The sequence below is a fragment of the Pseudomonas sp. UBA6323 genome (assembly GCF_002439135.1).
Taxonomy (GTDB): domain Bacteria; phylum Pseudomonadota; class Gammaproteobacteria; order Pseudomonadales; family Pseudomonadaceae; genus Aquipseudomonas.
In genome coordinates this window covers 115,261-139,071 of the sequence record NZ_DJSX01000015.1, presented here as the reverse complement: position 1 = coordinate 139,071, position 23,811 = coordinate 115,261, and the positions used below count along the sequence as shown (strand labels likewise).

27 protein-coding genes are annotated in these 23,811 nt (G+C 64.1%); 20 read left to right on the top strand and 7 right to left on the bottom strand.

What is annotated here, in order from left to right; genetic code table 11:
• Positions 1-98 precede the first annotated feature (98 nt).
• The 10 genes from B3P22_RS04680 (at position 99) to B3P22_RS04635 (ending at position 12,946) form a co-directional block, all read left to right on the top strand.
• Positions 99-2,318 carry a primosomal protein N' gene (locus B3P22_RS04680; RefSeq protein WP_296270087.1) on the top strand — a complete coding sequence of 740 codons (2,220 nt, stop codon included), beginning with the start codon at positions 99-101 and terminating at the stop codon, positions 2,316-2,318.
• A gap of 210 nt (positions 2,319-2,528) precedes the next feature.
• Positions 2,529-4,268, top strand: a complete 1,740-nt coding sequence (gene argS, locus B3P22_RS04675; RefSeq protein ID WP_296270086.1) for an arginine--tRNA ligase — start codon at positions 2,529-2,531, stop codon at positions 4,266-4,268.
• Complete coding sequence (locus tag B3P22_RS04670; RefSeq protein WP_296270085.1) at positions 4,269-4,940, top strand: SPOR domain-containing protein; 672 nt, start codon at positions 4,269-4,271, stop codon at positions 4,938-4,940. It begins immediately after the preceding gene.
• Positions 4,941-5,036: 96 nt separating this feature from the next.
• Positions 5,037-5,567: an ATP-dependent protease subunit HslV gene (hslV, locus tag B3P22_RS04665; RefSeq protein WP_197856963.1), complete on the top strand. Its 531-nt coding sequence runs from the start codon at positions 5,037-5,039 to the stop codon at positions 5,565-5,567.
• Positions 5,568-5,611: 44 nt separating this feature from the next.
• Positions 5,612-6,952, top strand: coding sequence for an HslU--HslV peptidase ATPase subunit (gene hslU, locus B3P22_RS04660; protein ID WP_296270084.1), 1,341 nt, complete (start codon positions 5,612-5,614; stop codon positions 6,950-6,952).
• A gap of 83 nt (positions 6,953-7,035) precedes the next feature.
• Positions 7,036-7,407 (top strand): DUF971 domain-containing protein, encoded by a 372-nt coding sequence (locus tag B3P22_RS04655; protein ID WP_296270083.1) that lies wholly within the window; start codon positions 7,036-7,038, stop codon positions 7,405-7,407.
• A 288-nt stretch (positions 7,408-7,695) separates the two neighbouring features.
• Entirely contained in the window at positions 7,696-9,375 is a 1,680-nt protein-coding gene (phaC, locus tag B3P22_RS04650) for a class II poly(R)-hydroxyalkanoic acid synthase (protein WP_296270082.1), read from the top strand.
• Positions 9,376-9,517: 142 nt separating this feature from the next.
• Complete coding sequence (phaZ, locus tag B3P22_RS04645; protein ID WP_197856959.1) at positions 9,518-10,375, top strand: poly(3-hydroxyalkanoate) depolymerase; 858 nt, start codon at positions 9,518-9,520, stop codon at positions 10,373-10,375.
• A 204-nt stretch (positions 10,376-10,579) separates the two neighbouring features.
• Positions 10,580-12,262 (top strand): class II poly(R)-hydroxyalkanoic acid synthase, encoded by a 1,683-nt coding sequence (gene phaC, locus B3P22_RS04640; RefSeq protein WP_296270081.1) that lies wholly within the window; start codon positions 10,580-10,582, stop codon positions 12,260-12,262.
• 69 nt (positions 12,263-12,331) lie between these two features.
• The gene (locus B3P22_RS04635; protein ID WP_197856957.1) at positions 12,332-12,946 is read left to right on the top strand and encodes a TetR/AcrR family transcriptional regulator; all 615 of its coding nucleotides are present in this window, start codon (positions 12,332-12,334) and stop codon (positions 12,944-12,946) included.
• Between the two features lie 47 nt (positions 12,947-12,993).
• Here B3P22_RS04635 and B3P22_RS04630 read toward each other — a convergent pair whose 3' ends face one another.
• The 3 genes from B3P22_RS04630 to B3P22_RS04620 form a co-directional block, all read right to left on the bottom strand.
• The gene (locus B3P22_RS04630; RefSeq protein WP_197856956.1) at positions 12,994-13,869 is read right to left on the bottom strand and encodes a phasin family protein; all 876 of its coding nucleotides are present in this window, start codon (positions 13,867-13,869) and stop codon (positions 12,994-12,996) included.
• Positions 13,870-13,879: 10 nt separating this feature from the next.
• Positions 13,880-14,326 carry a phasin family protein gene (locus tag B3P22_RS04625; RefSeq protein WP_197856955.1) on the bottom strand — a complete coding sequence of 149 codons (447 nt, stop codon included), beginning with the start codon at positions 14,324-14,326 and terminating at the stop codon, positions 13,880-13,882.
• Between the two features lie 150 nt (positions 14,327-14,476).
• On the bottom strand, positions 14,477-14,752 hold the full coding sequence (locus B3P22_RS04620) for a polyhydroxyalkanoic acid system family protein (RefSeq protein WP_296270080.1): 276 nt from the start codon (positions 14,750-14,752) through the stop codon (positions 14,477-14,479).
• 147 nt (positions 14,753-14,899) lie between these two features.
• On the opposite strand from B3P22_RS04620, the gene ubiE reads away from it, so the two are divergent.
• The 9 genes from ubiE (at position 14,900) to B3P22_RS04575 (ending at position 20,763) form a co-directional block, all read left to right on the top strand.
• A complete protein-coding gene (gene ubiE / locus B3P22_RS04615; RefSeq protein WP_279916504.1) occupies positions 14,900-15,670 on the top strand; it encodes a bifunctional demethylmenaquinone methyltransferase/2-methoxy-6-polyprenyl-1,4-benzoquinol methylase UbiE in 771 nt (256 codons plus the stop codon).
• Complete coding sequence (locus tag B3P22_RS04610) at positions 15,670-16,287, top strand: ubiquinone biosynthesis accessory factor UbiJ (protein WP_296270079.1); 618 nt, start codon at positions 15,670-15,672, stop codon at positions 16,285-16,287. Before ubiE ends, B3P22_RS04610 begins: the two co-directional genes overlap by 1 nt.
• Positions 16,284-17,870, top strand: coding sequence for a ubiquinone biosynthesis regulatory protein kinase UbiB (gene ubiB, locus B3P22_RS04605; protein WP_296270077.1), 1,587 nt, complete (start codon positions 16,284-16,286; stop codon positions 17,868-17,870). Before B3P22_RS04610 ends, ubiB begins: the two co-directional genes overlap by 4 nt.
• Before the next feature lie 70 nt (positions 17,871-17,940).
• Positions 17,941-18,339 (top strand): phosphoribosyl-AMP cyclohydrolase, encoded by a 399-nt coding sequence (gene hisI, locus B3P22_RS04600; protein ID WP_004372946.1) that lies wholly within the window; start codon positions 17,941-17,943, stop codon positions 18,337-18,339.
• A complete protein-coding gene (locus B3P22_RS04595) occupies positions 18,332-18,667 on the top strand; it encodes a phosphoribosyl-ATP diphosphatase (RefSeq protein ID WP_011920745.1) in 336 nt (111 codons plus the stop codon). The genes hisI and B3P22_RS04595 overlap by 8 nt, the downstream gene beginning before the upstream one ends.
• A gap of 22 nt (positions 18,668-18,689) precedes the next feature.
• Positions 18,690-18,923, top strand: coding sequence for a twin-arginine translocase TatA/TatE family subunit (gene tatA / locus B3P22_RS04590; protein ID WP_197857977.1), 234 nt, complete (start codon positions 18,690-18,692; stop codon positions 18,921-18,923).
• A 3-nt stretch (positions 18,924-18,926) separates the two neighbouring features.
• Entirely contained in the window at positions 18,927-19,265 is a 339-nt protein-coding gene (gene tatB, locus B3P22_RS04585) for a Sec-independent protein translocase protein TatB (RefSeq protein ID WP_296270074.1), read from the top strand.
• A complete protein-coding gene (tatC, locus tag B3P22_RS04580) occupies positions 19,262-20,056 on the top strand; it encodes a twin-arginine translocase subunit TatC (protein ID WP_296270072.1) in 795 nt (264 codons plus the stop codon). The genes tatB and tatC overlap by 4 nt, the downstream gene beginning before the upstream one ends.
• Positions 20,053-20,763: a 16S rRNA (uracil(1498)-N(3))-methyltransferase gene (locus tag B3P22_RS04575; RefSeq protein ID WP_296270071.1), complete on the top strand. Its 711-nt coding sequence runs from the start codon at positions 20,053-20,055 to the stop codon at positions 20,761-20,763. The genes tatC and B3P22_RS04575 overlap by 4 nt, the downstream gene beginning before the upstream one ends.
• Positions 20,764-20,971: 208 nt before the next feature.
• On the opposite strand, the gene dtd is transcribed toward B3P22_RS04575, so the two are convergent.
• Complete coding sequence (gene dtd / locus B3P22_RS04570) at positions 20,972-21,409, bottom strand: D-aminoacyl-tRNA deacylase (protein ID WP_296270069.1); 438 nt, start codon at positions 21,407-21,409, stop codon at positions 20,972-20,974.
• The gene (gene pip / locus B3P22_RS04565) at positions 21,406-22,377 is read right to left on the bottom strand and encodes a prolyl aminopeptidase (protein WP_296270067.1); all 972 of its coding nucleotides are present in this window, start codon (positions 22,375-22,377) and stop codon (positions 21,406-21,408) included. Before pip ends, dtd begins: the two co-directional genes overlap by 4 nt.
• A gap of 77 nt (positions 22,378-22,454) precedes the next feature.
• Here pip and B3P22_RS04560 point away from each other — a divergent pair, with 77 nt between their 5' ends.
• Entirely contained in the window at positions 22,455-22,892 is a 438-nt protein-coding gene (locus tag B3P22_RS04560; protein WP_296270066.1) for a hypothetical protein, read from the top strand.
• Positions 22,893-22,963: 71 nt separating this feature from the next.
• On the opposite strand, the gene B3P22_RS04555 is transcribed toward B3P22_RS04560, so the two are convergent.
• Entirely contained in the window at positions 22,964-23,506 is a 543-nt protein-coding gene (locus tag B3P22_RS04555) for a lipocalin family protein (RefSeq protein ID WP_296270064.1), read from the bottom strand.
• Positions 23,507-23,518: 12 nt separating this feature from the next.
• Positions 23,519-23,770 (bottom strand): outer membrane protein assembly factor BamE domain-containing protein, encoded by a 252-nt coding sequence (bamE, locus tag B3P22_RS04550; protein WP_197857985.1) that lies wholly within the window; start codon positions 23,768-23,770, stop codon positions 23,519-23,521.
• Positions 23,771-23,811: the final 41 nt, after the last annotated feature.

Genomic DNA, 23,811 nt, shown 5'->3' with positions numbered 1-23,811 from the left:
AGGCCGCGCATCTTACCAGACGCGCGAGTCGATGCAAGCCGCGCAAGGCGCCGGTCGTCGCGTGCTAAGATCGCCAGCCTGTCAACGGAGCTCCTGGCTTGCCCGACCTGATCCTGCGCCTCGCCCTGCCCTCGCCGCTGCGCCGCCTGTTCGACTACCTCGCCCCCGCTGGCGTGTCGCGCAGCGCCTTGCAGCCTGGCGTGCGCCTGCGCGTGCCCTTCGGCCGTCGCGAGATGATTGGCGTGCTGGTGGAAGTCGACAGCCAGAGCGAAGTCCCACTCGACAAGCTCAAACCCGCCCTGGAGCTGCTCGACGCCCGCCCACCATTGCCGGCGCCGCTGTTCAAGCTGTGTCTGTGGACGGCGCAGTATTACCAGCACAGCCTCGGCGACACCCTGAGCTGGGCCTTGCCGGTGCTGCTGCGCCAGGGCGAGCCGGCCGAAACCCGCCAGGAGCGTTACTGGCTGGCCAGCAAAGGCGCCAGCGTCGACGACCCACGGCTGGCCCGCGCTCCGCGCCAGCGCGACGCACTCAAGGCACTGGCGCAACACCCGCACGGCGTGGCCCACAGCCTGCTCAGCCAGCTGCAACTCAACCGCGACAGCCTGCAATTACTGCATGAGAAGGGGCTGGTACGGGTCGAGGTGCGCCGCACTCAGCCGCATGCCAAGCCTGCGCACTGGCTGGCACAACCGGAACTGCCGCTGAACGCCGAGCAACGGGCCGCGGTGAATGCCGTGGCGTCAGGTTGGGACCAGTTCAATGCCTTTCTGCTCGCGGGCGTCACCGGCAGCGGCAAGACCGAGGTGTACCTGCAACTGATCCACCAATGCCTGGAGGCCGGCAAGCAGGCGCTGGTGCTGATCCCCGAGATCAACCTTAGCCCACAGACCTTCGACCGTTTCGCCCGCCGCTTCAACGCACGCATCGCCCTGCTGCACTCGGCGGTGAACGACCGCGATCGCCTCGATGCCTGGCTGGCTGCGCGCGATGGCGAGGCCGACATCATCATCGGCACCCGCTCGGCGCTGTTCACGCCGATGAAGAACCCAGGGCTGATCATCGTCGATGAAGAACACGATGCATCCTATAAACAGCAGGAAGGCCTGCGCTACCACGCCCGCGACCTGGCGCTGGTTCGCGCACGCCAGGAAGACGTGCCCATCGTCCTCGGCTCGGCCACACCGTCGCTGGAAAGCCTGCACAACGCCCACAGCGGTCGCTACGCCCTGCTCAAGCTGACCCAGCGCGCCGGCGGCGCCAGCCAGCCGCGCTTCCTGCGTCTGGACGTGAAGAGCCGACCACTGGACTCGGGCATTTCGGGGCCGATGCAGCAGGCCATCGCCCAGACCCTCGCAGCCGGCCAGCAGGTGCTGGTGTTCCTCAACCGCCGCGGCTTCGCCCCAACCCTGCTCTGCCATGATTGCGGCTGGCTATCGGAGTGCCCACGCTGCGACGCGCGCATGACCGTGCATCAGCGTTATCAGGAGCTGCGCTGCCATCACTGCGGCCATGTCGAGCGACAGCCGAGCAACTGCCCGAAATGCCAGCACGTCGACCTGCGCCCGGTCGGCGCGGGCACCGAGCGCGCCGAAGAGCGCCTGGCGGTGCTGTTCCCTGATTACCCGGTGCTACGCATCGATCGCGACAGCACCTCGCGCAAAGGCGCGATGGATCGCCTGTTCGCCACCATCAACAAGGGCGAGCCGTGCATCTTGGTCGGCACGCAAATGCTTGCCAAGGGTCACCACTTCCCGCGAGTGACGCTGGTGTCGATTCTCGATGCCGACGGTGGCCTGTTCTCGGCTGACTTTCGCGCCAGCGAGCGCATGGCGCAGTTGATCGTGCAGGTCGCCGGTCGCGCCGGTCGCGCCGAGGAGCCGGGCAAGGTGATCATCCAGAGCCACCTGGCCGACCACCCATTGCTGGTGCAACTGACCGAGCAGGGCTACTTCGCCTTCGCCGAACAGGCGCTGAGCGAGCGGCGCAGCGCCGGCCTGCCGCCGTTCTGCCACCTGGCCCTGCTGCGCGCTGAAGCGCACAAGCCTGGCCAGGCCGAAAGCTTCCTCGATGAAGCCTGCAGCGAGGCCGAGCATCTGCTGGGTGAGCTGGACTTGTCCGGTATCGAACTGCTCGGTCCGGTACCGGCGCCGATGGAACGTCGCGCCGGGCGTTTCCGTGCGCAGTTACTGCTGCAGGGCAATGCCCGCGCCCCGCTGCACCGCCTGCTCAACCGCTGGCTGCACGCGCTGGAGCAGATGCCCAGCGGCCGCGCGGTGCGCTGGTCGCTGGACGTGGACCCGATTGACCTGTTTTGAGCCGACGCGCTGTAACAGTCCGTAGCGTGGGCCGGGCGGCGTCCCGCTTCAGCCCACCAACAGCGGTTGGCCTTGGTGGGCTGAAGCCCACCCTACACACTGCCCACGGAAACGCGGCACGCTTTTCCTTGCCGCTTGTGGCTTGCAGCTTGTAGCTGCTCTTATAATGCGCAGTTTTCGACCAAAGCCCCAAGGCAACCCGAGCCGAACATGAAAGACAGCATTCGCCACCTGATCCAGCAAGCCCTCGACCGCCTGACCGCCGAAGGCGTGCTGCCTGCGGGCCTGACGCCGGCCATCCAGGTGGAGAACACCAAGGACAAGAGCCACGGCGATTTCGCCAGCAACATCGCCATGATGCTGGCCAAACCAGCCGGCATGAAGCCGCGCGACCTGGCCGAGAAGCTGATCGCTGCCCTGCCGGCCGACGAGCAGATCACCAAGGTGGAAATCGCCGGCCCCGGCTTCCTCAATTTCTTCCAGAACAGCGATGCCCTGGCACAGCGCCTGGAAGCGGCACTGGCCGATGCCAAACTCGGCGTACGCAAGAACGGCCCGGTGCAGCGCGTGGTGGTCGACCTGTCCGCGCCCAACCTGGCCAAGGAGATGCACGTCGGCCACCTGCGTTCGACCATCATCGGCGACGGCGTGGCGCGCGTGCTGGAGTTCCTCGGCGACAGCGTGATCCGCCAGAACCACGTCGGCGATTGGGGCACCCAGTTCGGCATGCTGCTGGCCTACATGCAGGAAAATCCGGCGGCCGCCGAAAGCGAGCTGGCCGACCTGGAAGGTTTCTACCGCGCAGCCAAGAAGCGCTTCGACGAATCGCCCGAGTTCGCCGACCGCGCCCGCGAGCTGGTGGTCCAGCTGCAGGCCGGCGACGCCGAGTGCCTGCGCCTGTGGCACCGCTTCAACGACATCTCCCTATCGCACTGCCAGGCGCTGTACGACCGCCTCGGCGTCAAGCTCTCCATGGCTGACGTCAAGGGCGAGAGCGCCTATAACCACGACCTGCCGCAGGTGGTCGCAGACCTCGCCGCCAAGGGTCTGCTGACCGAAGACAACGGTGCGCAGTGCGTCTTCATGGACGAATTCAAGAACGCCGAAGGCAACCCGCTGCCGCTGATCGTGCAGAAGGCCGGCGGCGGCTACCTGTACGCCACCACCGACCTGGCCGCCACCCGCTACCGCGCCGGCACGCTCAAGGCCGATCGCGTGCTGTACTTCGTCGACCAGCGCCAGGCCCTGCACTTCCAGATGGTCTTCGCCTGCGCACGCCTGGCCGGCTTCGTACCGGCCAGCATGGACATGGAACACATGGGCTTCGGCACCATGAACGGCCCGGACGGTCGCCCGTTCAAGACCCGCGACGGCGGCACCGTGAAGCTGGTGCAACTGCTCGACGAGGCCGAGCAGCGCGCCTATGCCCTGGTCATGGACAAGAACCCGGAGCTGGCTGAAGACGAGCTGCGCCAGATTGCCCGCGTGGTCGGCATCGCTTCGGTGAAATACGCCGACCTGTCCAAGCACCGCACCAGCGACTACAGCTTCAACTTCGACCTGATGCTGAGCTTCGAGGGCAATACCGCGCCGTACCTGCTTTATGCCTACACCCGCGTCGCGGGTGTGTTCCGCAAACTGGGCAAGGGCGTGGACGAGATCGGCGGACAGATCACCCTGGTCGCCGAGCATGAGCAGGCCCTGGCCGCCAAACTGGCGCAGTTTGGCGAGCTACTGGGCAGCGTCGCCGACAAGGGCACGCCGCACATGCTGTGCAGCTACCTGTACGACCTGGCCGGCCTGTTCTCCAGCTTCTACGAAAACTGCCCGATTCTGACTGCCGAGGACGAAGCCACGCGCAACAGCCGTCTGCGCCTGACCGCCCTCACTGGCCGTACCCTCAAACAGGGCCTGGAGCTGCTCGGCCTGGAAACTCTGGAGCGGATGTAAATGGCAGCGCGCAAGAAGCCGGCGCCGAAACGCGGCGCCAGTCGCTATCAGGCCCCGGCGAAAAAGCCCGTACCGGGCTGGATCTGGCTGGCCTGCGGCCTGGTGGTTGGCGGGTTCTTCATGTTCCTGTTCAGCCTCGAACCGGGCCGTGACGAGATCAAGCGCGACAAGGGCGAGCAGGTGCGCAGCAGCAAACCCGAGCCCAAGCCGACGCAGCCCGAGCCGGCCAGGCCCAAGTACGACTTCTACACCCTGCTGCCGGAGTCGGAAGTGATCCTGCCGCAGGCCCTGGAGGAAACGCCGCCTGCACCGGAGCAGAAACCGGTCACCCCGGAAGAAGCCGCGAAGATCGACACCGCTCGCGCCGAAGCCGCGCTCAAAGGCGAAGTGCCGCCGCCCCCGCCGCCGGTGCTGGCCAGCGCGCCGGTCACCACGCAGTTCTTCCTCCAGGCCGGCTCCTTCCGCAAGCGTGACGACGCCGACGCCGTGCGCGCGCAGATCATCCTGCTTGGCCAGAACGTACGCGTGGAGACCGGCAAGGTCCGCGACGAGACCTGGCACCGCGTACTGGTTGGTCCCTTTGCCAGCCGCGAGCAACTGGCGACAGCGCAGAAGACCCTGGCCGGCAACGGCTACAGCAACCTGCTGTTACAGCAGCGCCAGGTCCGCTGATCGTCGATTCACCCGCCGCTGGTTGAAAAGCCGCGGCGGGCACCCCATCTGAGTTTCCATCCGGGCAAGTTCGCCCCGCAGCGTGGAGATTCACCCTTGACCACCATCGTTTCAGTGCGCCGCCACGGTAAGGTCGTGATGGCAGGCGACGGCCAGGTATCCCTCGGCAACACCGTCATGAAGGGCAACGCCAAGAAGGTGCGCCGCCTGTACCACGGCCAGGTGTTGGCCGGCTTCGCCGGTGCCACCGCCGATGCCTTCACCCTGTTCGAGCGTTTCGAAGGCCAACTGGAAAAACACCAGGGCCACCTGGTACGCGCCGCCGTCGAGCTGGCCAAGGACTGGCGTACCGACCGCAGCCTGAGCCGCCTGGAAGCCATGCTGGCAGTAGCCAACAAGGACGCATCCTTGATCATCACCGGCAACGGTGACGTAGTCGAACCCGAGGAAGGCCTGATCGCCATGGGCTCCGGCGGCAACTTCGCCCAGGCCGCCGCGCGTGCACTGTTGATGAAGACCGACCTGACCGCCCGCGAAGTGGCCGAGACCGCACTCGGCATCGCAGGCGACATCTGCGTGTTCACCAACCACCACCAGACAATAGAGGAACTGGACGCCGCCGAGTAGCGTCCACTGCCTCACCGCTTTCCGTTTATTGCGAGCCCAATTCCATGTCCATGACGCCCCGCGAGATCGTCCACGAACTCAACCGCCACATCATCGGCCAGGACGACGCCAAGCGCGCCGTCGCTATCGCCCTGCGCAATCGTTGGCGGCGCATGCAACTGCCGGCCGAGCTGCGTCAGGAAGTCACGCCGAAGAACATCCTGATGATCGGCCCGACCGGCGTCGGCAAGACCGAGATCGCCCGTCGCCTGGCCAAGCTGGCCAGTGCGCCGTTCCTGAAAGTGGAAGCCACCAAGTTCACCGAGGTCGGCTACGTCGGCCGCGACGTCGAATCGATCATCCGTGACCTGGCCGATGCCGCAGTGAAGATGCTGCGTGAACAGGAAATGACCAAGGTTCGCCACCGCGCCGAAGATGCCGCCGAGGAGCGCATCCTCGACGCGCTGCTGCCGCCTGCGCGCCAGGGCTTCGGCGACGAGCCGGCGCGCAGCGAGGATTCCAACACCCGTCAGCTGTTCCGCAAGCGCCTGCGCGAAGGTCAGTTGAACGACAAGGAAATCGACATCGAAGTGGCCGACTCGCCCATGGGCGTGGAGATCATGACGCCGCCAGGCATGGAGGAGATGACCAACCAGCTGCAGAACCTGTTCTCCAGCATGGGCAAGGGCAAGAAGAAGAGTCGCAAGCTCAAGGTCGTCGATGCCATGAAACTGGTACGCGACGAGGAAGCCGCACGCCTGGTCAACGAGGAAGAGCTCAAGGCCCGCGCGCTGGAAGCCGTCGAACAGCACGGCATCGTCTTCATCGACGAGATCGACAAGGTGGCCAAGCGTGCCAATGCCGGCGGCGCCGACGTCTCGCGCGAAGGCGTGCAGCGCGACCTGCTGCCGCTGATCGAAGGCTGTACGGTCAACACCAAGTTGGGCATGGTCAAGACCGACCACATCCTGTTCATCGCCTCGGGCGCCTTCCATCTGTCCAAGCCGAGCGACCTGGTGCCTGAGCTGCAGGGCCGCCTGCCGATCCGGGTCGAGCTCAAGGCCCTGAGCCCGCAGGATTTCGAACGCATCCTCAGTGAACCGCACGCTTCGCTCACCGAGCAGTACAGTGCGCTGCTGAAGACCGAAGGGCTGGATATCGAATTCACCGAAGACGGCATCAAGCGCCTGGCGGAGATCGCCTGGCAGGTCAACGAAAAGACCGAGAACATCGGTGCCCGTCGCCTGCACACCTTGCTTGAACGCCTGCTGGAAGAGGTTTCCTTCAGCGCTGGCGATCTGGCTGGCCAGCAGAACGGCGAACCGATCCGCATCGATGCCGGCTACGTCAACGGCCACCTCGGCGAATTGGCGCAGGACGAAGACCTGTCGCGCTATATCCTCTGAAAACCGCCGCAAGCTGCAAGCTACAAGCCGCAAGCATATCCGCTTGAACTTGTAGCTTGAGGCTTGCAACTTGGAGCTGCCTCATGCCCATCCCCAGCACGATCAAACTGCACAAGGCGTCGAAAACGCTGGAGTTGCGTTACGGCGAACAGCGTTACTCGCTCAGCGCCGAGTTCCTGCGCGTGCATTCGCCGTCTGCCGAGGTGCAGGGGCATGGCAAGCCGATCCTGCAGACCGGCAAGCTCCATGTCGGCCTCGAACGCATCGAACCGGCCGGCAACTACGCACTGAAACTGTGCTTCGACGACGGCCATGACAGCGGCCTGTTCACCTGGGACTATCTGCACGAGCTGGCCACCCGGCATGACCAGCTCTGGGCCGATTACCTGGCGCAGCTCAGCGCCGCCGGCAAATCCCGCGACCCCAACGAGTCCGTCGTGCGTCTGATGCTCTGACCTTAGGCGCAAGGCCCGTCGCAGAGCGTCCGCCCCGTCTCCCCGCTCATTACCCGGTAGTTAGAACGATTTTTCTAAACTATCGCGGCATACTCCTGCTCCATCGATCAGCTTGCCTAACGGCAAAAACTCGGGTAACCAAGGAACTGGCAGGTTCCCTGCATTTGGCCCAGCCAGATGCAATGCATGACGCGGACTCGATCCGCCCCCGGCAACCCGAGCAGTACCTGGCCCTTGTTTCGCCGCGAGCACGGCCGGTGCGCGACTCAGGACATTGGAGCGTCGTAGATGAGTGACAAGAATAACGAAGACCTGAAACGCCAGGCCTCGGAAAACACCCTGGGCCTCAACCCGGTGATCGGCATCCGCGGCAAGGATCTCCTGACCTCTGCCCGCATGGTGCTCGCCCAGGCACTCAAGCAACCCTTCCACAGCGCCAAGCACGTCGCCCATTTCGGCCTCGAACTGAAGAACGTCGTGCTCGGCCAGTCCGCGCTCAAACCCGAGGATGGCGACCGCCGCTTCGCCGACCCGGCCTGGAGCCAGAACCCGCTCTATCGCCGTTACCTGCAGACCTACCTGGCCTGGCGCAAGGAACTGCACGACTGGATCGAGCACAGCTCGCTGTCCGAGCAGGACGCCAGCCGCGGTCACTTCGTGATCAACCTGATGACCGAGGCTATGGCGCCGACCAACAGCATGGCCAACCCGGCCGCGGTCAAACGCTTCTTCGAAACCGGCGGCAAGAGCCTGCTCGATGGCCTTTCTCATCTGGCTAAAGACATGGTGCACAACGGCGGCATGCCCAGCCAGGTGAACATGGAGGCCTTCGAAGTCGGCAAGAACCTGGCCACCACCGACGGCGCCGTGGTGTTTCGCAATGACGTGCTGGAGCTGATCCAGTACAAGCCGATCACCGAAAGCGTGCACGAGCGCCCGCTGCTTGTCGTGCCGCCGCAGATCAACAAGTTCTACGTGTTCGACCTGTCGCCGGACAAGAGCCTGGCGCGCTTCCTCCTGCGCAGCCAGGTACAGACCTTCGTGGTCAGCTGGCGCAACCCGACCAAGGCGCAGCGCGAGTGGGGCCTGTCCACCTACATCGAGGCGCTCAAGGAAGCCATCGACGTCATCTGCGCCATCACCGGCAGCAAGGACATCAACATGCTCGGCGCCTGCTCCGGCGGCCTGACCACCGCGTCGCTGCTCGGCCATTACGCCGCCCTCGGCCAGCCCAAGGTCAATGCGCTGACTCTGCTGGTCAGCGTGCTCGACACCCAACTCGACACCCAGGTGGCGCTGTTCGCCGACGAGAAGACCCTGGAAGCGGCCAAGCGCCGTTCCTACCAGGCCGGCGTGCTGGAAGGCAGCGACATGGCCAAGGTGTTCGCCTGGATGCGCCCCAACGACCTGATCTGGAACTACTGGGTCAACAATTACCTGCTCGGCAACGAGCCGCCGGTGTTCGACATCCTCTACTGGAACAACGACACCACGCGCCTGCCGGCTGCGCTACACGGCGAGTTCATCGAGATGTTCCAGACCAACCCGCTGACCCGCCCGGGCGCGCTCGAGGTCTGCGGCACACCGATCGACCTCAAGCAGGTCACCTGCGACTTCTTCGTCGTCGCCGGCACCACCGACCACATCACGCCCTGGGACTCCTGCTACAAGTCGGCTCATCTGTTCGGCGGCAAGTGCGAATTCGTCCTGTCCAACAGCGGCCATATCCAGAGCATTCTCAACCCGCCGGGCAACCCCAAGGCGCGCTACATGACCAACAGCGAAATGCCACTGGATCCGAAAGCCTGGCAGGAAAGCTCGACCAAGCATGCCGACTCTTGGTGGCTGCACTGGCAAAATTGGCTGGGCGAACGCTCGGGTGAGACCAAGAAAGCGCCCACCACGCTGGGCAACAAGAAATTTCGGCCCGGCGAAGCCGCACCGGGCACCTATGTACACGAACGCTGATCGTCAGACTCAACCGCCGCGGCACCGGGAAGTGCCGCACGCCACGCGCCAGCCAGGGCGTGGCTAACCAGGTTCATCCTGGTAATCCTGGAGGCAGCCCGGAAGGCCGTCTCCAGCGCTCAACTCCACAGGGGCTGCGCCGATGCCGCAACCATTCGTATTTCGCACCATCGACCTCGATGGGCAGACCATCCGCACCGCGGTGCGGCCCGGCAACAGCCAGTTGGTGCCGCTGCTGATCTTCAACGGCATCGGCGCCAACCTCGAGCTGGTGATGCCCTTCGTCGCCGCCCTGGATCCGCAGCTGGAAATCATCGCCTTCGACGTACCCGGCGTCGGCGGTTCATCGACCCCGGCCACGCCCTATCGCTTCCCGGGCCTGGCCAAGCTGGCGGCACGCATGCTCGATTACCTCGACTACGGCCAGGTCAACGCCATCGGGGTGTCCTGGGGCGGCGCCCTGGCCCAGCAGTTCGCCCATGACTATCCCGAGCGCTGCAAGAAGCTGATCCTTGCCGCCACATCGGCCGGTGCGGTGATGGTGCCGGGCAAGCCCAAGGTGCTCTGGCGCATGGCGAGTCCACGGCGTTACGTGCAACCGTCCTACGGCGTGCGTATCGCTCCGGACATCTATGGCGGCGCCTTCCGACGCGATCCCAAGCTGGCCATGGCGCACGCGAGCAAGGTGCGCTCGGGCGGCAAGATGGGTTACTACTGGCAGCTGTTTGCCGGCCTCGGCTGGACCAGCATCCACTGGCTGCACAAGATTCGCCAACCCACGCTGATCATGGCCGGCGACGACGACCCGCTGATTCCATTGATCAACATGCGCCTGCTGGCCTGGCGCATTCCCAACTCGGAGCTGCACATCATCGACGACGGCCACCTGTTTCTGGTGACCCGCGCCGAAGCGGTGGCGCCGATCATCATGAAGTTTCTCGAAGAGGAGCGGCATCGCGCGGTGATGCACCCGCAGCCCACACCAGTACGCCAGCATTGACGGCACCCGCCTGGTGCGCAATGTTCTGCATGCTCGACAAAGGGGCCGATAACGGCCCCTTCGCTTTGCCACCCGGCGCTCTGGAACGCATATCCCGCGCGCCTGGTACAGGGCTTGCTGCACATCGTGCACAAGCACGAGGTGCGCGTCAGGCAGTCCGCGCCATGAAAGTCTCTAGACGGTTTGACGATGGAGTGTTGCCCCATGCGAGACAAGTCGAACCCGGCTTCATTGCCGGCACCTGCCACCTTCATGAATGCCCAGAGCGCAGTAGTCGGCGTGCGCGGCCGCGATCTGCTATCCACCATGCGCCTGCTGGCCGCCCAGGGCTTGAAGAACCCGATGCACAGCGGTCGTCACCTGTTGGCCTTCGGCGGCCAGCTGGGCCGCGTACTGCTCGGCGATACCCTGCACAAGGTCAACCCACTGGACGCCCGTTTCGCCGACCCGACCTGGCACCACAACCCCTTCTACAAACGCAGCCTGCAGGCCTACCTGGCCTGGCAGAAGCAAGTGGCGGCGTGGATCGACGACAGCGACCTGTCGGCCGATGATCGCGCCCGCGCGCGCTTTCTCGCCGCGCTGATGAGCGACGCCATGTCGCCGTCCAACAGCCCGCTCAACCCGCAGGCGCTCAAGGAGCTGTTCAACACCGGTGGCAGCAGCGCCTTCAAGGGGCTGCGCCACCTGCTCGACGACCTGCTGCACAACGACGGCCTGCCCAGCCAGGTCAGCAAGCACGCCTTCGAGGTGGGCCGAAACCTGGCCTGCACACCAGGCGCCGTGGTGTTTCGCAACGAGCTGCTGGAGCTGATCCAGTACAAGCCGATGAGCGAGAAGCAGTACCTGCGCCCGCTGCTGATCGTGCCGCCGCAGATCAACAAGTACTACATATTCGACCTGTCCAACGACAAGAGCTTCGTCCAGTACGCGCTGAAGAACGGCTTGCAGACCTTCATGATCAGCTGGCGCAACCCGGACCCGCGACATCGTGAATGGGGCCTGTCGAGCTATGTGCAGGCGGTCGAGGAAGCCGTCGACGCCTGCCGCGCCATCACCGGCAGCAAGAACGTCAACCTGCTCGGCGCCTGCGCCGGCGGCCTGACCATCGCCGCCCTGCAAGGCCACCTGCAGGCACGTCGGCAGTTGCGCAAGGTGTCCAGCGCCACCTACATGGTCAGCCTGCTCGACAGCCAGATCGACAGCCCGGCCATGCTCTTCGCCGACGAACAAACCCTGGAGTCGGCCAAACGCCGCTCCTATCAACATGGCGTGCTGGACGGGCGCGACATGGCCCGCGTGTTCGCCTGGATGCGCCCAAACGATCTGATCTGGAACTACTGGATCAACAACTACCTGCTCGGCAAGCAGCCACCGGCGTTCGACATCCTCTACTGGAACAACGACAACACTCGCCTGCCCGCCGCCTTGCATGGCGATCTGATCGACTTCTTCAAGCACAATCCGCTCAGCCGTGCGGGAGGGCTGGAGGTCTGCGGTACGCCGGTCGACCTGGCCAAGGTCAACGTCGACAGCTTCAGCGTGGCCGGTATCAACGATCACATCACGCCCTGGGACGCGGTCTATCGCTCGACCCTGCTGCTCGGCGGCAACCGCCGTTTCGTCCTCTCCAACAGCGGCCATATCCAGAGCATTCTCAACCCGCCGGGTAATCCCAAGGCCAACTACCACGAGAACGCCAAGCTCACCTCCGACCCGCGCGCCTGGTACCACGATGCCCAGCACCAGCCGGGCAGTTGGTGGCCGCAGTGGCTGGAATGGATTCAGGCGCGTTCCGGCGAGCAGCGGGAAACCCTGATGGCGCTGGGCAACCAACACCATCCGGCCATGGAGGCGGCACCAGGCACCTACGTGCATATCCGCTGAAGCGGTGGCCGGCAACGTAGCGGCCGGTTATCGTCAGCTCTTCGCGCCCAGTCGAACAAGAAGCCAAGGATGAAAACCCGCGAACGCATTCTGCAAGCCGCCCTGCAGCTGTTCAACGAGCACGGCGAGCCCAACGTCTCCACCCTGGAGATCGCCAACGAATTGGAGATCAGCCCGGGCAATCTGTACTACCACTTTCACGGCAAGGAGCCGCTAGTGCTGGAGCTGTTCGAGCGTTTCCAGAGCGAGATGGCGCCGCTGCTCGACCCGCCTGCCGAGGCCGAACTGGATGTCGAAGACTACTGGCTGTTTCTGCACCTGATCGTCGAGCGCCTGTCGCAGTACCGCTTTCTCTTTCAGGACATGTCCAACCTGGCCGGGCGCTTGCCGAAACTGGCGCGTGGCATTCGCCACTGGCTGAACGCGCTGAAACGCACCCTGGCCGCCCTGCTCGCCCGCCTGATGGCCGATGGACAGCTGAACAGCGGTACCCAGGCACTTGGCCAACTGGTCGAGCAGATCACCCTGACCCTGCTGTTCTCCCTCGACTACCAGCGCATCCTCGATCAGGACGCAGAAGTACGCCTGGTGGTGTACCAGATCATGATGCTGGTCGCACCGCACCTGAACCCGCCTTCACGCGGCACGGTCGAGCAGTTGGCAGAGCGTTATCTGGAAGCCTGAAATGAAAACGCCCGGCACTAGGCCGGGCGTTTGCGATCCCGAAAAACTCAGGACGAGGCGGCGGGAGTCGCCGGAGCGGCAGCCGGAGCCGGTGTAGCTGCCGGAGTTGCAGCGGTCGCCGGGGCCGGAGTCGGTGCTGCCGGTTTCGCCGCAGTCGCCTTGGGCGCGGCAGGCTTTTTCGCCGCCGGCTTCTTCGCGGCAGCCGGTTTGGCCGCAGGCTTGGCAGCTGCCGGCTTGGCGGCGGTCGCAGGTTTTGCTGCAGCGGCTGGCTTGGCGGCGGGTTTCGCTGCGGCCTTGGCTGCCGGCTTCGCCGCGGGCTTGGCCGCAGGTTTGGCTGCCGGTTTTGCAGCCGCAGCTTTCGGAGCGGCTGGTTTCGCGGCTGGCTTGGCTGCAGCTTTGGCGGCCGGCTTGGCGGCCGGCTTCGCAGCAGGTTTCGCAGCGGCCTTGGCAGCAGGTTTGGGCGCTGCTTTGGCAGCTGGCTTGGCGACCGACTTGGCCGACACGCCGGTGATTTTCTCCAGCTGCTTGGTCAGGCTGTCGACCTTGTCGTTCAATGCCTTGACCTCATTGCGGCTGGGTACGCCCAGACGCGAGATGGCATTGTTCAGACGCTTGTCGAAAGCCTCTTCCAACTCGCCCCACTTGCCGATCGCCTTGCCCCGGACTTCATCGACCTTGGACTTGGCAGAACCGACCTTGCTGCCGACGCCGGACTTCACCGCGTCAACCTGCTTGTCGACTTCGCTCTTGGCCTGCTTCTCGGCTTTCTCGCCGTCCTTGACCAGAGTATCGAACAGCTTGGTGCCGTCCTTGCTGACCTTGGAATAAGCGCCCAAGCCTGCCAACCAGATCTGGCGCGAGTATTTCTCGACCTCGCCGATCCAGGAGCTGGTCTGTTTCTCGGTTTTCTTCTTAACAGCCATCCTGATCTCCTTATTTGGTACGCGCGACGTGCTCGAGCAACGCGCTCAGCTCATCCAGCTTAGCAGAGAGTGTTTCGACGTCCTGCTTGGACGGAATGCCGATGCGGTTCAGAGCGGAAGCCACACGAGTATCGAAAGCCTTCTCGATCTTGTCGAGTCGAACTTCGACCTTGCCTTTAACGCTGGTGACATTGGAATTGACCGACTGCCTGACCGATTCGATCTGGCTGTTGGCGGCCTCGACCTGTTCGTCGACCAGCTTCTTGCCTTTGTTCTCGACACCTTCACCGGCCTTGACCAGTTCCTTGAAGTATTCAGCCCCCTCGACACCCGCCTTGGCATAAGCGCCTAGGCCAGCGAGGTAGATCTTGCGGGCATAGCCCTTCACGTCGTCGAACAAACCGGCCTTGTCTTCGACCACGGCTTCGACTTTTTTCTTCACGGCGACTTTCGACATGGTGCACCTCACGCGCTTTACAGTTAGCGGAAACGCCCACGGAAATGCAGGCTTGGGTACACCCTAGGGAGAAAAATTAGAAATTACATACTAAGAGTCCCCGGACCTATAGGAGCGAATTCATTCGCGAATGAATTCGCTCCTACAGGTTCAAGCAAGCGACTTGTCCAGCACCTGCTCAATCTCGCGCTGGATCATGCCGCCCATGGGCGACAGCAGCAGCCCGAGCTTGAGCTCCACACGCACGGTATCTTCACCGACCGTGATGCTGCCGTCGGCGCCGCTACGCTTGAACTCCAGGGTGTCGCCGTTCCAGCGATAGCGCACGTCGTACTCGCTGGCCAGGCGTTCAGCCAGACGCTCGGCCTTTTTGCGGGCGCCCTCGCGACCGAGGGAATGAGATCGTTCGACACGAATGCGGGACATGGCAACTCCTTGAACTGGCAGCGTGCCGCAAGGCTGCGGCATGAGGTCACATCACTCTACCAGCCCACCGCGCGGCCGGGCACCCGAGCAAGACAAAGACTGCCCGCAGCTTTAGAATGATGCGGTTTTCTATCCGGTGAGAGCGACATGAGCGATCCACGCAAGGCCCAGGAGCAGGAACCCACCACCCACTTCGGTTTCCAGGACGTGCCGGAAAGCCAGAAGGCAGAGAAGGTAGCCGAAGTTTTTCACTCGGTGGCGGCCAAGTACGACCTGATGAACGACGTGCTGTCCGGCGGTCTGCACCGCCTGTGGAAGCGCTTCACCATCGAGCTGTCAGGCGTACGCACGGGCAATCGCGTGCTGGATATCGCCGGCGGTACCGGTGACCTGACCCGCAAGTTCGCCAGCATCGTCGGTCCCACCGGCGAGGTGGTGCTGGCCGATATCAACGACTCGATGCTCAAGGTCGGCCGTGATCGCCTGCTGGACAAGGGCGTGGCCGGCAACGTGCAGTTCGTCCAGGCCGATGCCGAGAAGCTGCCCTTCCCGGACAACCACTTCGACGTGGTCACCATCGCCTTCGGCCTGCGCAACGTAACGCACAAGGAAGACGCCCTGCGCTCCATGCTGCGCGTGCTCAAGCCCGGTGGCCGCCTGCTGGTGCTGGAATTCTCCAAGCCCGGCAACCCGCTGCTGGCCAAGGTCTACGACACCTACTCGTTCAGTTTCATGCCGCTGGCCGGCAAGCTGATCACCAATGATTCGGAAAGCTACCGCTACCTCGCCGAGTCGATCCGCATGCACCCGGATCAGGAAACCCTCAAGGCGATGATGGTCGACGCCGGTTTCGAGCGCGTCACCTACCACAACATGACCGGCGGCATCGTCGCTCTGCACAGAGGCATCAAGCCTTAATGCTCATCACGGGTTTGCTGGCCGGCGTCGAGACGGGCCTCAATCGCGTCCTGCGCCTCGATGGCACTGCCTTGCCACGCCTGCAGGCGCTCAGCGGCAAGGTCATCGCCGTGCATTGCCAAAGCCCGGCGCTGGAGCTGTTCATCCTGCCCAGCGGCGACGGTCTGCAGTTGGCCTCACAATGGCACGCGCCCGCCGACTGCACCCTCACCGCACCGGCTGCCAGCCTGGCGCGCCTGGCCCTGAGCCGCGAGAAGACCGCCGTCCTGCATCGCCCGGAAGTCTCGCTCGATGGCGACAGCGCCGTGCTGCTGCAACTGGCAGGCGTCCTGCAGGACCTGGAGCTGGACTGGGAATACGAACTCTCGCGCTGGCTCGGCCCGGTGACCACTACCCTGCTCGCCGGCCATTTGCGCAGCCGGGTGAATCTGGCCAGCAACGGCGCCGCCAGCCTCAGGCAGGACCTGGCTGACTACCTGGCCGAAGAATCCCGAACCCTGGTGGGACAGCGCGAAGCCGATGTGCGCTTCGCCGAACTGGACCAACTCAAACTCGCCCTCGACCGCCTGGAAGCACGCATCGAGCGCCTCACTTCTGCCAATAAGCCCGACGCATGAAGCTGCTTGCCGTTCGCCGTCTGTTGCGCATCCAGCGCGTAGTGATCCGCTATCAACTGGACGAGATGCTCTTCGAGCTGCCGCTGCCGTTCTGGCTGCGCACCTTGTCCTGCCTGCTGCCTTGGCGCTGGCTGCCTCGCAAGCCGTTGGCGCTGTCGCGCGGCGCGCGCCTGCGCCTGGCGCTGGAGGACCTGGGGCCGATCTTCATCAAGTTCGGCCAGTTGCTGTCCACCCGTCGCGATCTGCTGCCGCCGGACATCGCCGACGAGCTGACGCATCTGCAGGACCGAGTACCGCCGTTCCCCGAGGATCAGGCCATCGCCCTGATCGAGCGCCAGCTCGGCGCGCCGGTGAGCGAGCTGTTCGCCCGATTCGACAGCCAGCCGCTGGCCTCGGCCTCGGTAGCCCAGGTACATGCCGCGCAGCTCAAGACTGGCGAGGAAGTGGTGGTCAAGGTGGTGCGCCCGGGTCTCAAGCCGGTGATCCGCCAGGACCTGGCCTGGCTGTTTCTGATCGCCCGCATAGCCGAGAAGGCCTCGGCCGACGCCCGCCGCCTGCACCCGGTGGAGGTGGTCAGCGACTACGAGAAGACCATCTACGACGAACTCGACCTGCTGCGCGAGGCGGCCAACGCCAGCCAGCTGCGACGCAACTTCGAAGGTTCGCCACTGCTCTACGTGCCGCAGGTTTACTGGGACCTGTGCCGCCACCAGGTGCTGGTGATGGAGCGCATCTACGGTATTCCGGTGACCGACCTGGCCACCCTGGCCGACCAGCGCACCGACATGAAGCTGCTGGCCGAGCGCGGCGTGGAGATCTTCTTCACCCAGGTGTTCCGCGACAGCTTCTTCCACGCCGACATGCACCCCGGCAACATCTTCGTCAGCACCCGCACACCCTGGAGCCCGCAGTACATCGCCATCGACTGCGGCATCGTCGGCAGCCTTACCGACGAGGACCAGGATTATCTGGCGCGCAACCTGCTGGCCTTCTTCAAGCGCGACTACCGCAAGGTAGCGCAGCTGCACATCGACTCGGGCTGGGTACCGGCGGAAACCAAGGTCAACGAATTCGAGGCCGCCATCCGCACCGTGTGCGAGCCGATCTTCGAAAAGCCGCTGAAGGACATTTCCTTCGGCCAGTTACTGCTGCGCCTGTTCCAGACCGCACGTCGCTTCAATATGGAAGTGCAGCCACAGCTCGTTCTCTTGCAGAAGACCTTGCTCAATATCGAAGGTCTGGGCCGCCAGCTGTATCCGGATCTGGATCTGTGGAGCACTGCCCAGCCCTACCTCGAACGCTGGATGCGCGAGCGCATCAGCCCGCTGCACCTGCTGCGCAACCTGCAGCAACAGGCCGAGCAGGTACCGCACCTGTCGCAGATAGCCCGCGACACCCTGGAGCGCCTGCAACGCTCGCAGCAACGGGAAGAACAACGTCCGGACAATGATCACTGGCCACTGCGTCTGCTCGGCGCCGCACTGATCGGCGCCGGCACCATTCAAGGCCTGGCACCGCTGCTGGCCGCCTGGCCCGCCTGGCTGATGGTCGGCGGCGGACTCTATCTGGTGCTGCGCCGATAGCCAGCTAGCCACGGCGCTGGCACACTTGGCGAATTGACAGTCCGGCAGCCCCGGCAGACTTGGAACACCGATGAACGATTGGCTCGACGAAATCCACTGGAACGAAGACGGCCTGGTGCCGGCCATCGCCCAGGACCACCAGACCGGCCGCATCCTGATGATGGCCTGGATGAACCGCGAATCCCTCGCCCTCACCGTCAGCGAACAGCGCGCCATCTACTGGTCGCGCTCGCGCGGCAAGCTGTGGCGCAAGGGCGAGGAATCCGGCCATGTACAGAAGCTGCACGAGCTGCGCCTGGACTGCGACGCAGACGTCATCGTGCTGATGGTCGAGCAACTGGGCGGCATCGCCTGCCACACCGGGCGTGAGAGCTGTTTCTATCGCGTTTACGAGAATGGCGGCTGGAAAACCGTCGACGCCGTGCTGAAAGATCCGCACGCCATCTATGCAGGACACAGCCATGAGTGACACCCTGAGCCGCCTGGCCGAAGTACTGGAAGCGCGCAAAGGCGCAGCGCCGGACAGCTCCTATGTCGCCAGCCTGTATCACAAGGGCCTGAACAAGATTCTGGAAAAGGTCGGTGAGGAATCGGTGGAAACCATCCTCGCCGCCAAGGACGCCGCCGCCAGCGGTGACTGCAAGGACCTGATCTACGAAACCGCCGATCTGTGGTTCCACAGCCTGGTCATGCTTGCCGCCCTCGGCCAGCATCCGCAGGCCGTGCTGGATGAACTGGATCGCCGTTTCGGCCTCTCCGGCCACGCGGAAAAAGCCGCGCGACCGCAATCCGAATAACTTTTACAACGGAGTACTCATCATGGGATTCGGCGGTATCAGCATCTGGCAACTCCTGATCGTCCTGCTCATCGTGGTCATGCTGTTCGGCACCAAGCGCCTGAAGAACCTGGGTTCGGACCTGGGTGACGCGATCAAGGGCTTCCGCAAGTCGATGGACAACGGTGAGGCCGACAAGCCAGCCGTGGAAGAACCCAAGGGTCAGACCATCGACGCCCAGGCACGCAAGGTCGAAGAGCCGGCGAAGAAAGACTAAGCCATGTTCGACATCGGTTTTACCGAACTGCTGCTGGTCGGTCTGGTGGCCCTGGTGGTGCTCGGCCCCGAGCGCCTGCCCGGCGCCGTGCGCACCACCGGCCTGTGGATCGGCCGGATCAAGCGCAGCTTCAATTCGATCAAGGCCGAGGTGGAGCGCGAGATCGGCGCTGACGAAATCCGCCGCCAGCTGCACAACGAGCGGATTCTCGAGCTGGAGCGGGAAATGAAGGCGATGAAGCAGGACATCCTCGACACCACCAGCCTCAACCCGGGTAGCGAGGCCAGCAAGAGTGCCGAGACGCCCCCGCCCGTCGCCCAGGACAAGAATCCCCAGCCATGAGCAAACTGCCGGACGCCGACCAGGAAATGCCCCTGGTCTCGCACCTGACCGAACTGCGCACACGCCTGTTGCGCTGCGTGGTGATCATCCTGCTGATCTTCGGCGGGCTGTTCTACTTCGCCCAGGACATCTACGCCCTGGTCGCGGCGCCGCTGCGCGCCTACCTGCCGGAAGGCGCGACGATGATCGCCACCGGTGTCGCCTCGCCCTTCCTCACGCCGTTCAAGCTGACCCTGATGTGCGCGCTGTTCCTCGGCATGCCGGTGATCCTGCACCAGGCTTGGGGCTTCATCGCCCCGGGGTTGTACACCCACGAGCGACGCATCGCGGTGCCGCTGCTGATCTCCAGCATCTTCCTGTTCTACGCCGGCATGGCCTTCGCCTACTTCGTGGTGTTCCCGATCATGTTCGGCTTCTTCGCCAGCGTGACCCCGCAAGGGGTGGCGATGATGACCGACATTGGCCAGTACCTGGACTTCGTCCTGACGCTGTTCTTCGCTTTCGGTGTGGCCTTCGAGATCCCCATCGCCACCTTCCTGGTGATCTGGGTCGGACTGGTCGATGTCGCAACCTTGCGCAAGAGCCGCCCCTACGTGATCGTCGGCTGCTTCGTGATCGGCATGGTGCTGACGCCGCCGGACGTGTTCTCGCAGACGCTGCTGGCCTTGCCGATGTGGCTGCTGTTCGAAAGCGGCCTGCTGGCTGGCGCACTGGTCAAGCGCAAGCGCGACGAGGAACAGGCCGAGGAAGACGCCAAGCCCGAAGACCAGCCGCCCGCACCACTGTCGTGAATCTGCTGCTGCTGGAAGACGCCGATTTCGTCGGCGTCGATCGAGTTCGCCTCACTGGCCGGCGCCTGAAGCATCTGCGTGAAGTGCATCGCGCCGAAGCGGGTGATCGTCTGCGCGTCGGCCGCCTTGGCGGGATGATGGGCGAAGGTCATCTGCTCGCACTGGACACCGAACATGCAGAGCTGCAGATTCGCCTTGATCAGCCGCCACCAGCCAAGCTGCCGCTCACCCTGGTCTTCGCCCTGCCCCGCCCGAAGATGCTCAAGCGTGTGCTGCAAACCGTAAGCGCCATGGGCGTGCCACGCCTGGTGCTGGTCAACAGCTACCGCGTGGAAAAGAGCTTCTGGCAGACGCCATTCCTGGAGGCCGAGGCGATTCGCGAACAGCTGATTCTCGGCCTGGAACAAGCGCGGGATACGGTGCTGCCTGAGGTAAGCATCGAGAAGCGCTTCAAGCCCTTCGTCGAGGATCGCCTGCCGGCATTGGCAGCCGGCACGCTGGGTCTGATCGGCCACCCGGGCGACTACCCGGCCTGCCCGCGTGCGGTGCAGCAGCCGGTGACCCTGGCCATCGGTCCGGAAGGTGGCTGGATTCCCTACGAAGTCGAGCTACTGCGTGAAGCCGCGGGCCTGCAGCCGGTGCAGTTGGGCGAGCGCATTCTGCGGGTAGAGACGGCAGTGCCGGCATTGCTGGCTAGGTTGTTCTGATCGCGTTCTTTGAACCGCTGGAGCGCGCGACGCACCCTACGGGCGGTGGACAAGCTTCGCGTTGTCCACCCGATGCACAGCGCTGATTGGTAGTCGCGGCTAAAGCCCCTCCCACAGGGAGGTGACATGCCTGCTTTTGCCAGCGCATCCACACTCTTGTGGGAGGGGCTTTAGCCGCGAAAGCTGTGAAGGTCCCTCAACGCCAGGCTCACACCTCGAGCAGGAAGGTTACCGGCCCATCGTTGACCAGGTGCACCTGCATATTGGCGCCGAAACGTCCGGTGCCGACCTGAGGGTGCTGGGCCTTGGCCATCTCGACCAAGGCATCGAATAGTGCAGCGCCCTGCGCAGGCGGCGCTGCGCTGGAAAAGCTGGGGCGCATGCCGCTCTTGGTGTCGGCGGCCAGGGTGAATTGCGAGACCAGCAGCAGACCGCCCTGCACGTCCGTCAGCGAGCGATTCATCTTGCCGGCCTCGTCGCTGAATACGCGGTAGTTCAGCAGTTTGTGCAGGGCGCGGGCGAGGCTGGCCTGATCGTCCTGCGGTTCGATACCGACCAGCGCCAACAGGCCCTGATCGATGCTCCCCACCACTTCACCTTCGACCTCTACCCGCGCGCCAGTAACGCGCTGGATCAGCAGCTTCATGCGTCCTCCGGCGGCAGGTCGAGCAGGCGGCGGGCCATCTGCTCGGTGGCGCGGATCAGCGCATCGGTGATACCCGGCTCCGCCGCCGAGTGGCCAGCGTCACGGATGATCTGCAGCTCGCTGTTGGGCCAGGCCTGGTGCAGCGCCCAGGCGTTGTCCAGCGGGCAGATGGCGTCGTAGCGGCCGTGCACGATGATGCCAGGCAGGTGGGCGATTTTCGGCATGTCGCGGAGCAACTGGTTCGGTTCGAGAAAGGCATCATTGACGAAGTAGTGGCACTCGATACGGGCAATGGACAGCGCTCGATGCGCCTCGCTGAAGCGCTCGACCACCTGGGTGTTCGGGCGCAACGTGGCGGTACGCCCTTCCCAGGTCGACCAGGCCTTGGCCGCGTGCATCTGGGCGATCTGGTCGGCACCGGTCAGGCGCTTGTAGAAGGCCTGCATCAGATCGCCGCGCTCCTCTGCCGGAATTGGCGCGACATAGTCTTCCCAGTAATCGGGGAACAGGCGGCTGGCGCCCTCCTGATAGAACCAGCTGAACTCCTGCGGCCGGCACAGGAAGATGCCGCGCAGAATCAGCCCGAGCACCCGCTGCGGATGCGCTTGCGCGTAGGCCAGCGCCAGGGTGGAACCCCAGGAGCCGCCGAACAGCACGAACCTGTCGATCCCCAGGTGCTCGCGAATACGCTCGATATCACCGATCAGCGCCTGGGTGGTGTTGTTCTCCAGGCTCGCGTGCGGCATGGAGCGACCACAACCGCGCTGGTCGAAGGTGACAATGCGATACAGTGCAGGGTCGAAATAGCGGCGGCTGGCAGAATCACAGCCGGCGCCCGGACCGCCATGAATGAACAACACCGGCAACCCGTCCTCCGAGCCGCTCTCGTCGACGTACAGCACGTGCGGCGCCTCGACCGCTAGCTCATGGCGTGCGTAGGGTTTGATCTCCGGATACAAAGTCTGCATGGTTGGCTCCTGTTCGCTGGGCTACAACTGCCGTGTCCGCTCTGCCCGGCATCATAACCATGAAAAGGAAGTTCAGCATGTCGATGCGTCATCTATCCTGGTCGCTGTTTATCTCGCTAACCCTCCTGCTCGTCGGCTGCGGCGGCCGGGACGACCCGCAGGCTGCACTGGAAGCCGCTGTTCAGCAGTTGCAGGACAATATCGAAGCCAAGAGCACCGGTGCGGTAATGGACCAGCTGCATGGCGATTTCCTGGCTCGCCAAGAGCTCAATCGCGAATGGGCCAAGCGCACCATGACCCTGCTGTTTCTGCGCCACAAGAACGTCAAGGTGCTCGCCCTGGGCAAGAACAGCTGGATCGACAAGGCCATCAGCAGCAAGGGTTACACCGAGGCGCAGGTGGGCCTGAGCGGCGCCGAAGGGTTGATTCCCGACAGCGCACGGCACTATGCGGTGAAACTGGAGTGGTGGCTCGACGACGGCGAATGGAAGCTCGCGCGCCTGGATTGGGAGTGAAGGCGTAGCCCGAATGCAATCCGTGACAGTCCGGGAAAACATCCCCGGATTGCATCCGGGCTACAGGGATATCAGTCGGCCTTGCGCCAGATCAGGTCCGAGGTCACGTAACCCTGCTCGCGCGCGATGTCGAGCAGCTTGTTGCGGGTTTCCTGGTCGATTTCCGGAGTGCGCGACAGCAGCCACAGGTACTTGTGCTCTGGGTGGCCGACCAGCGCCACGCGGTAGTCCTCGTCGTGGTAGATCACCCAGTAGTCGCCCTTGATCGGCAGCAGCTTGCTGGCCCAGTTGTCGAAGGTGACCCAGAGCTTGTCGGTCTTTCCTTCGACCTGCGGCTCGGCGACGCCCTTGGCCTCGATCCACTCGCCATCCTTGTCGCGACAGCGGTTGGTCACGTCGATGCGGCCATCGTCACGCAGACCGTAATGCGCCTCGGACTGCACGCAGTTGCGCTGGAAGAACATCGGCAGGCGCGCCAGCTCGTACCAGGTGCCCTGGTAGCGCTGCAGGTCGACCTGCATGGTCTGCGGTGGCGGCTTCTGAATGCTGCCGGTACCGGAGTTGGCACAGCCGGCGAGGGCGAGAATGGCGCTGGCGATTAGGATCGAACGCATGGAAGCTCCTGTTTACTTGAGTCCCTTGCCGGAGAACAGCATGACTTTGTTCCCGGCGTACTGGACGCTGATATAAGCCTTGTCGTCGCCCCACGTACAGCTGGTCATCCCCAGCGCACCGGCACACTCGGCCGGCGCACCGAGCAGGCTTTCCACTTCCTGCTTGCTCATGCCGGCTTCGAGCTTGGAGTAGTTTTCCTGATTGATCTTGCTGCAGGCGGCAAGCAGGCAGCATGCGAGCAACGCGACGATACGCATCGACATGGATAAAGCTCCAGATGGGAAGGTGCCGGCAAGCTTGGCAT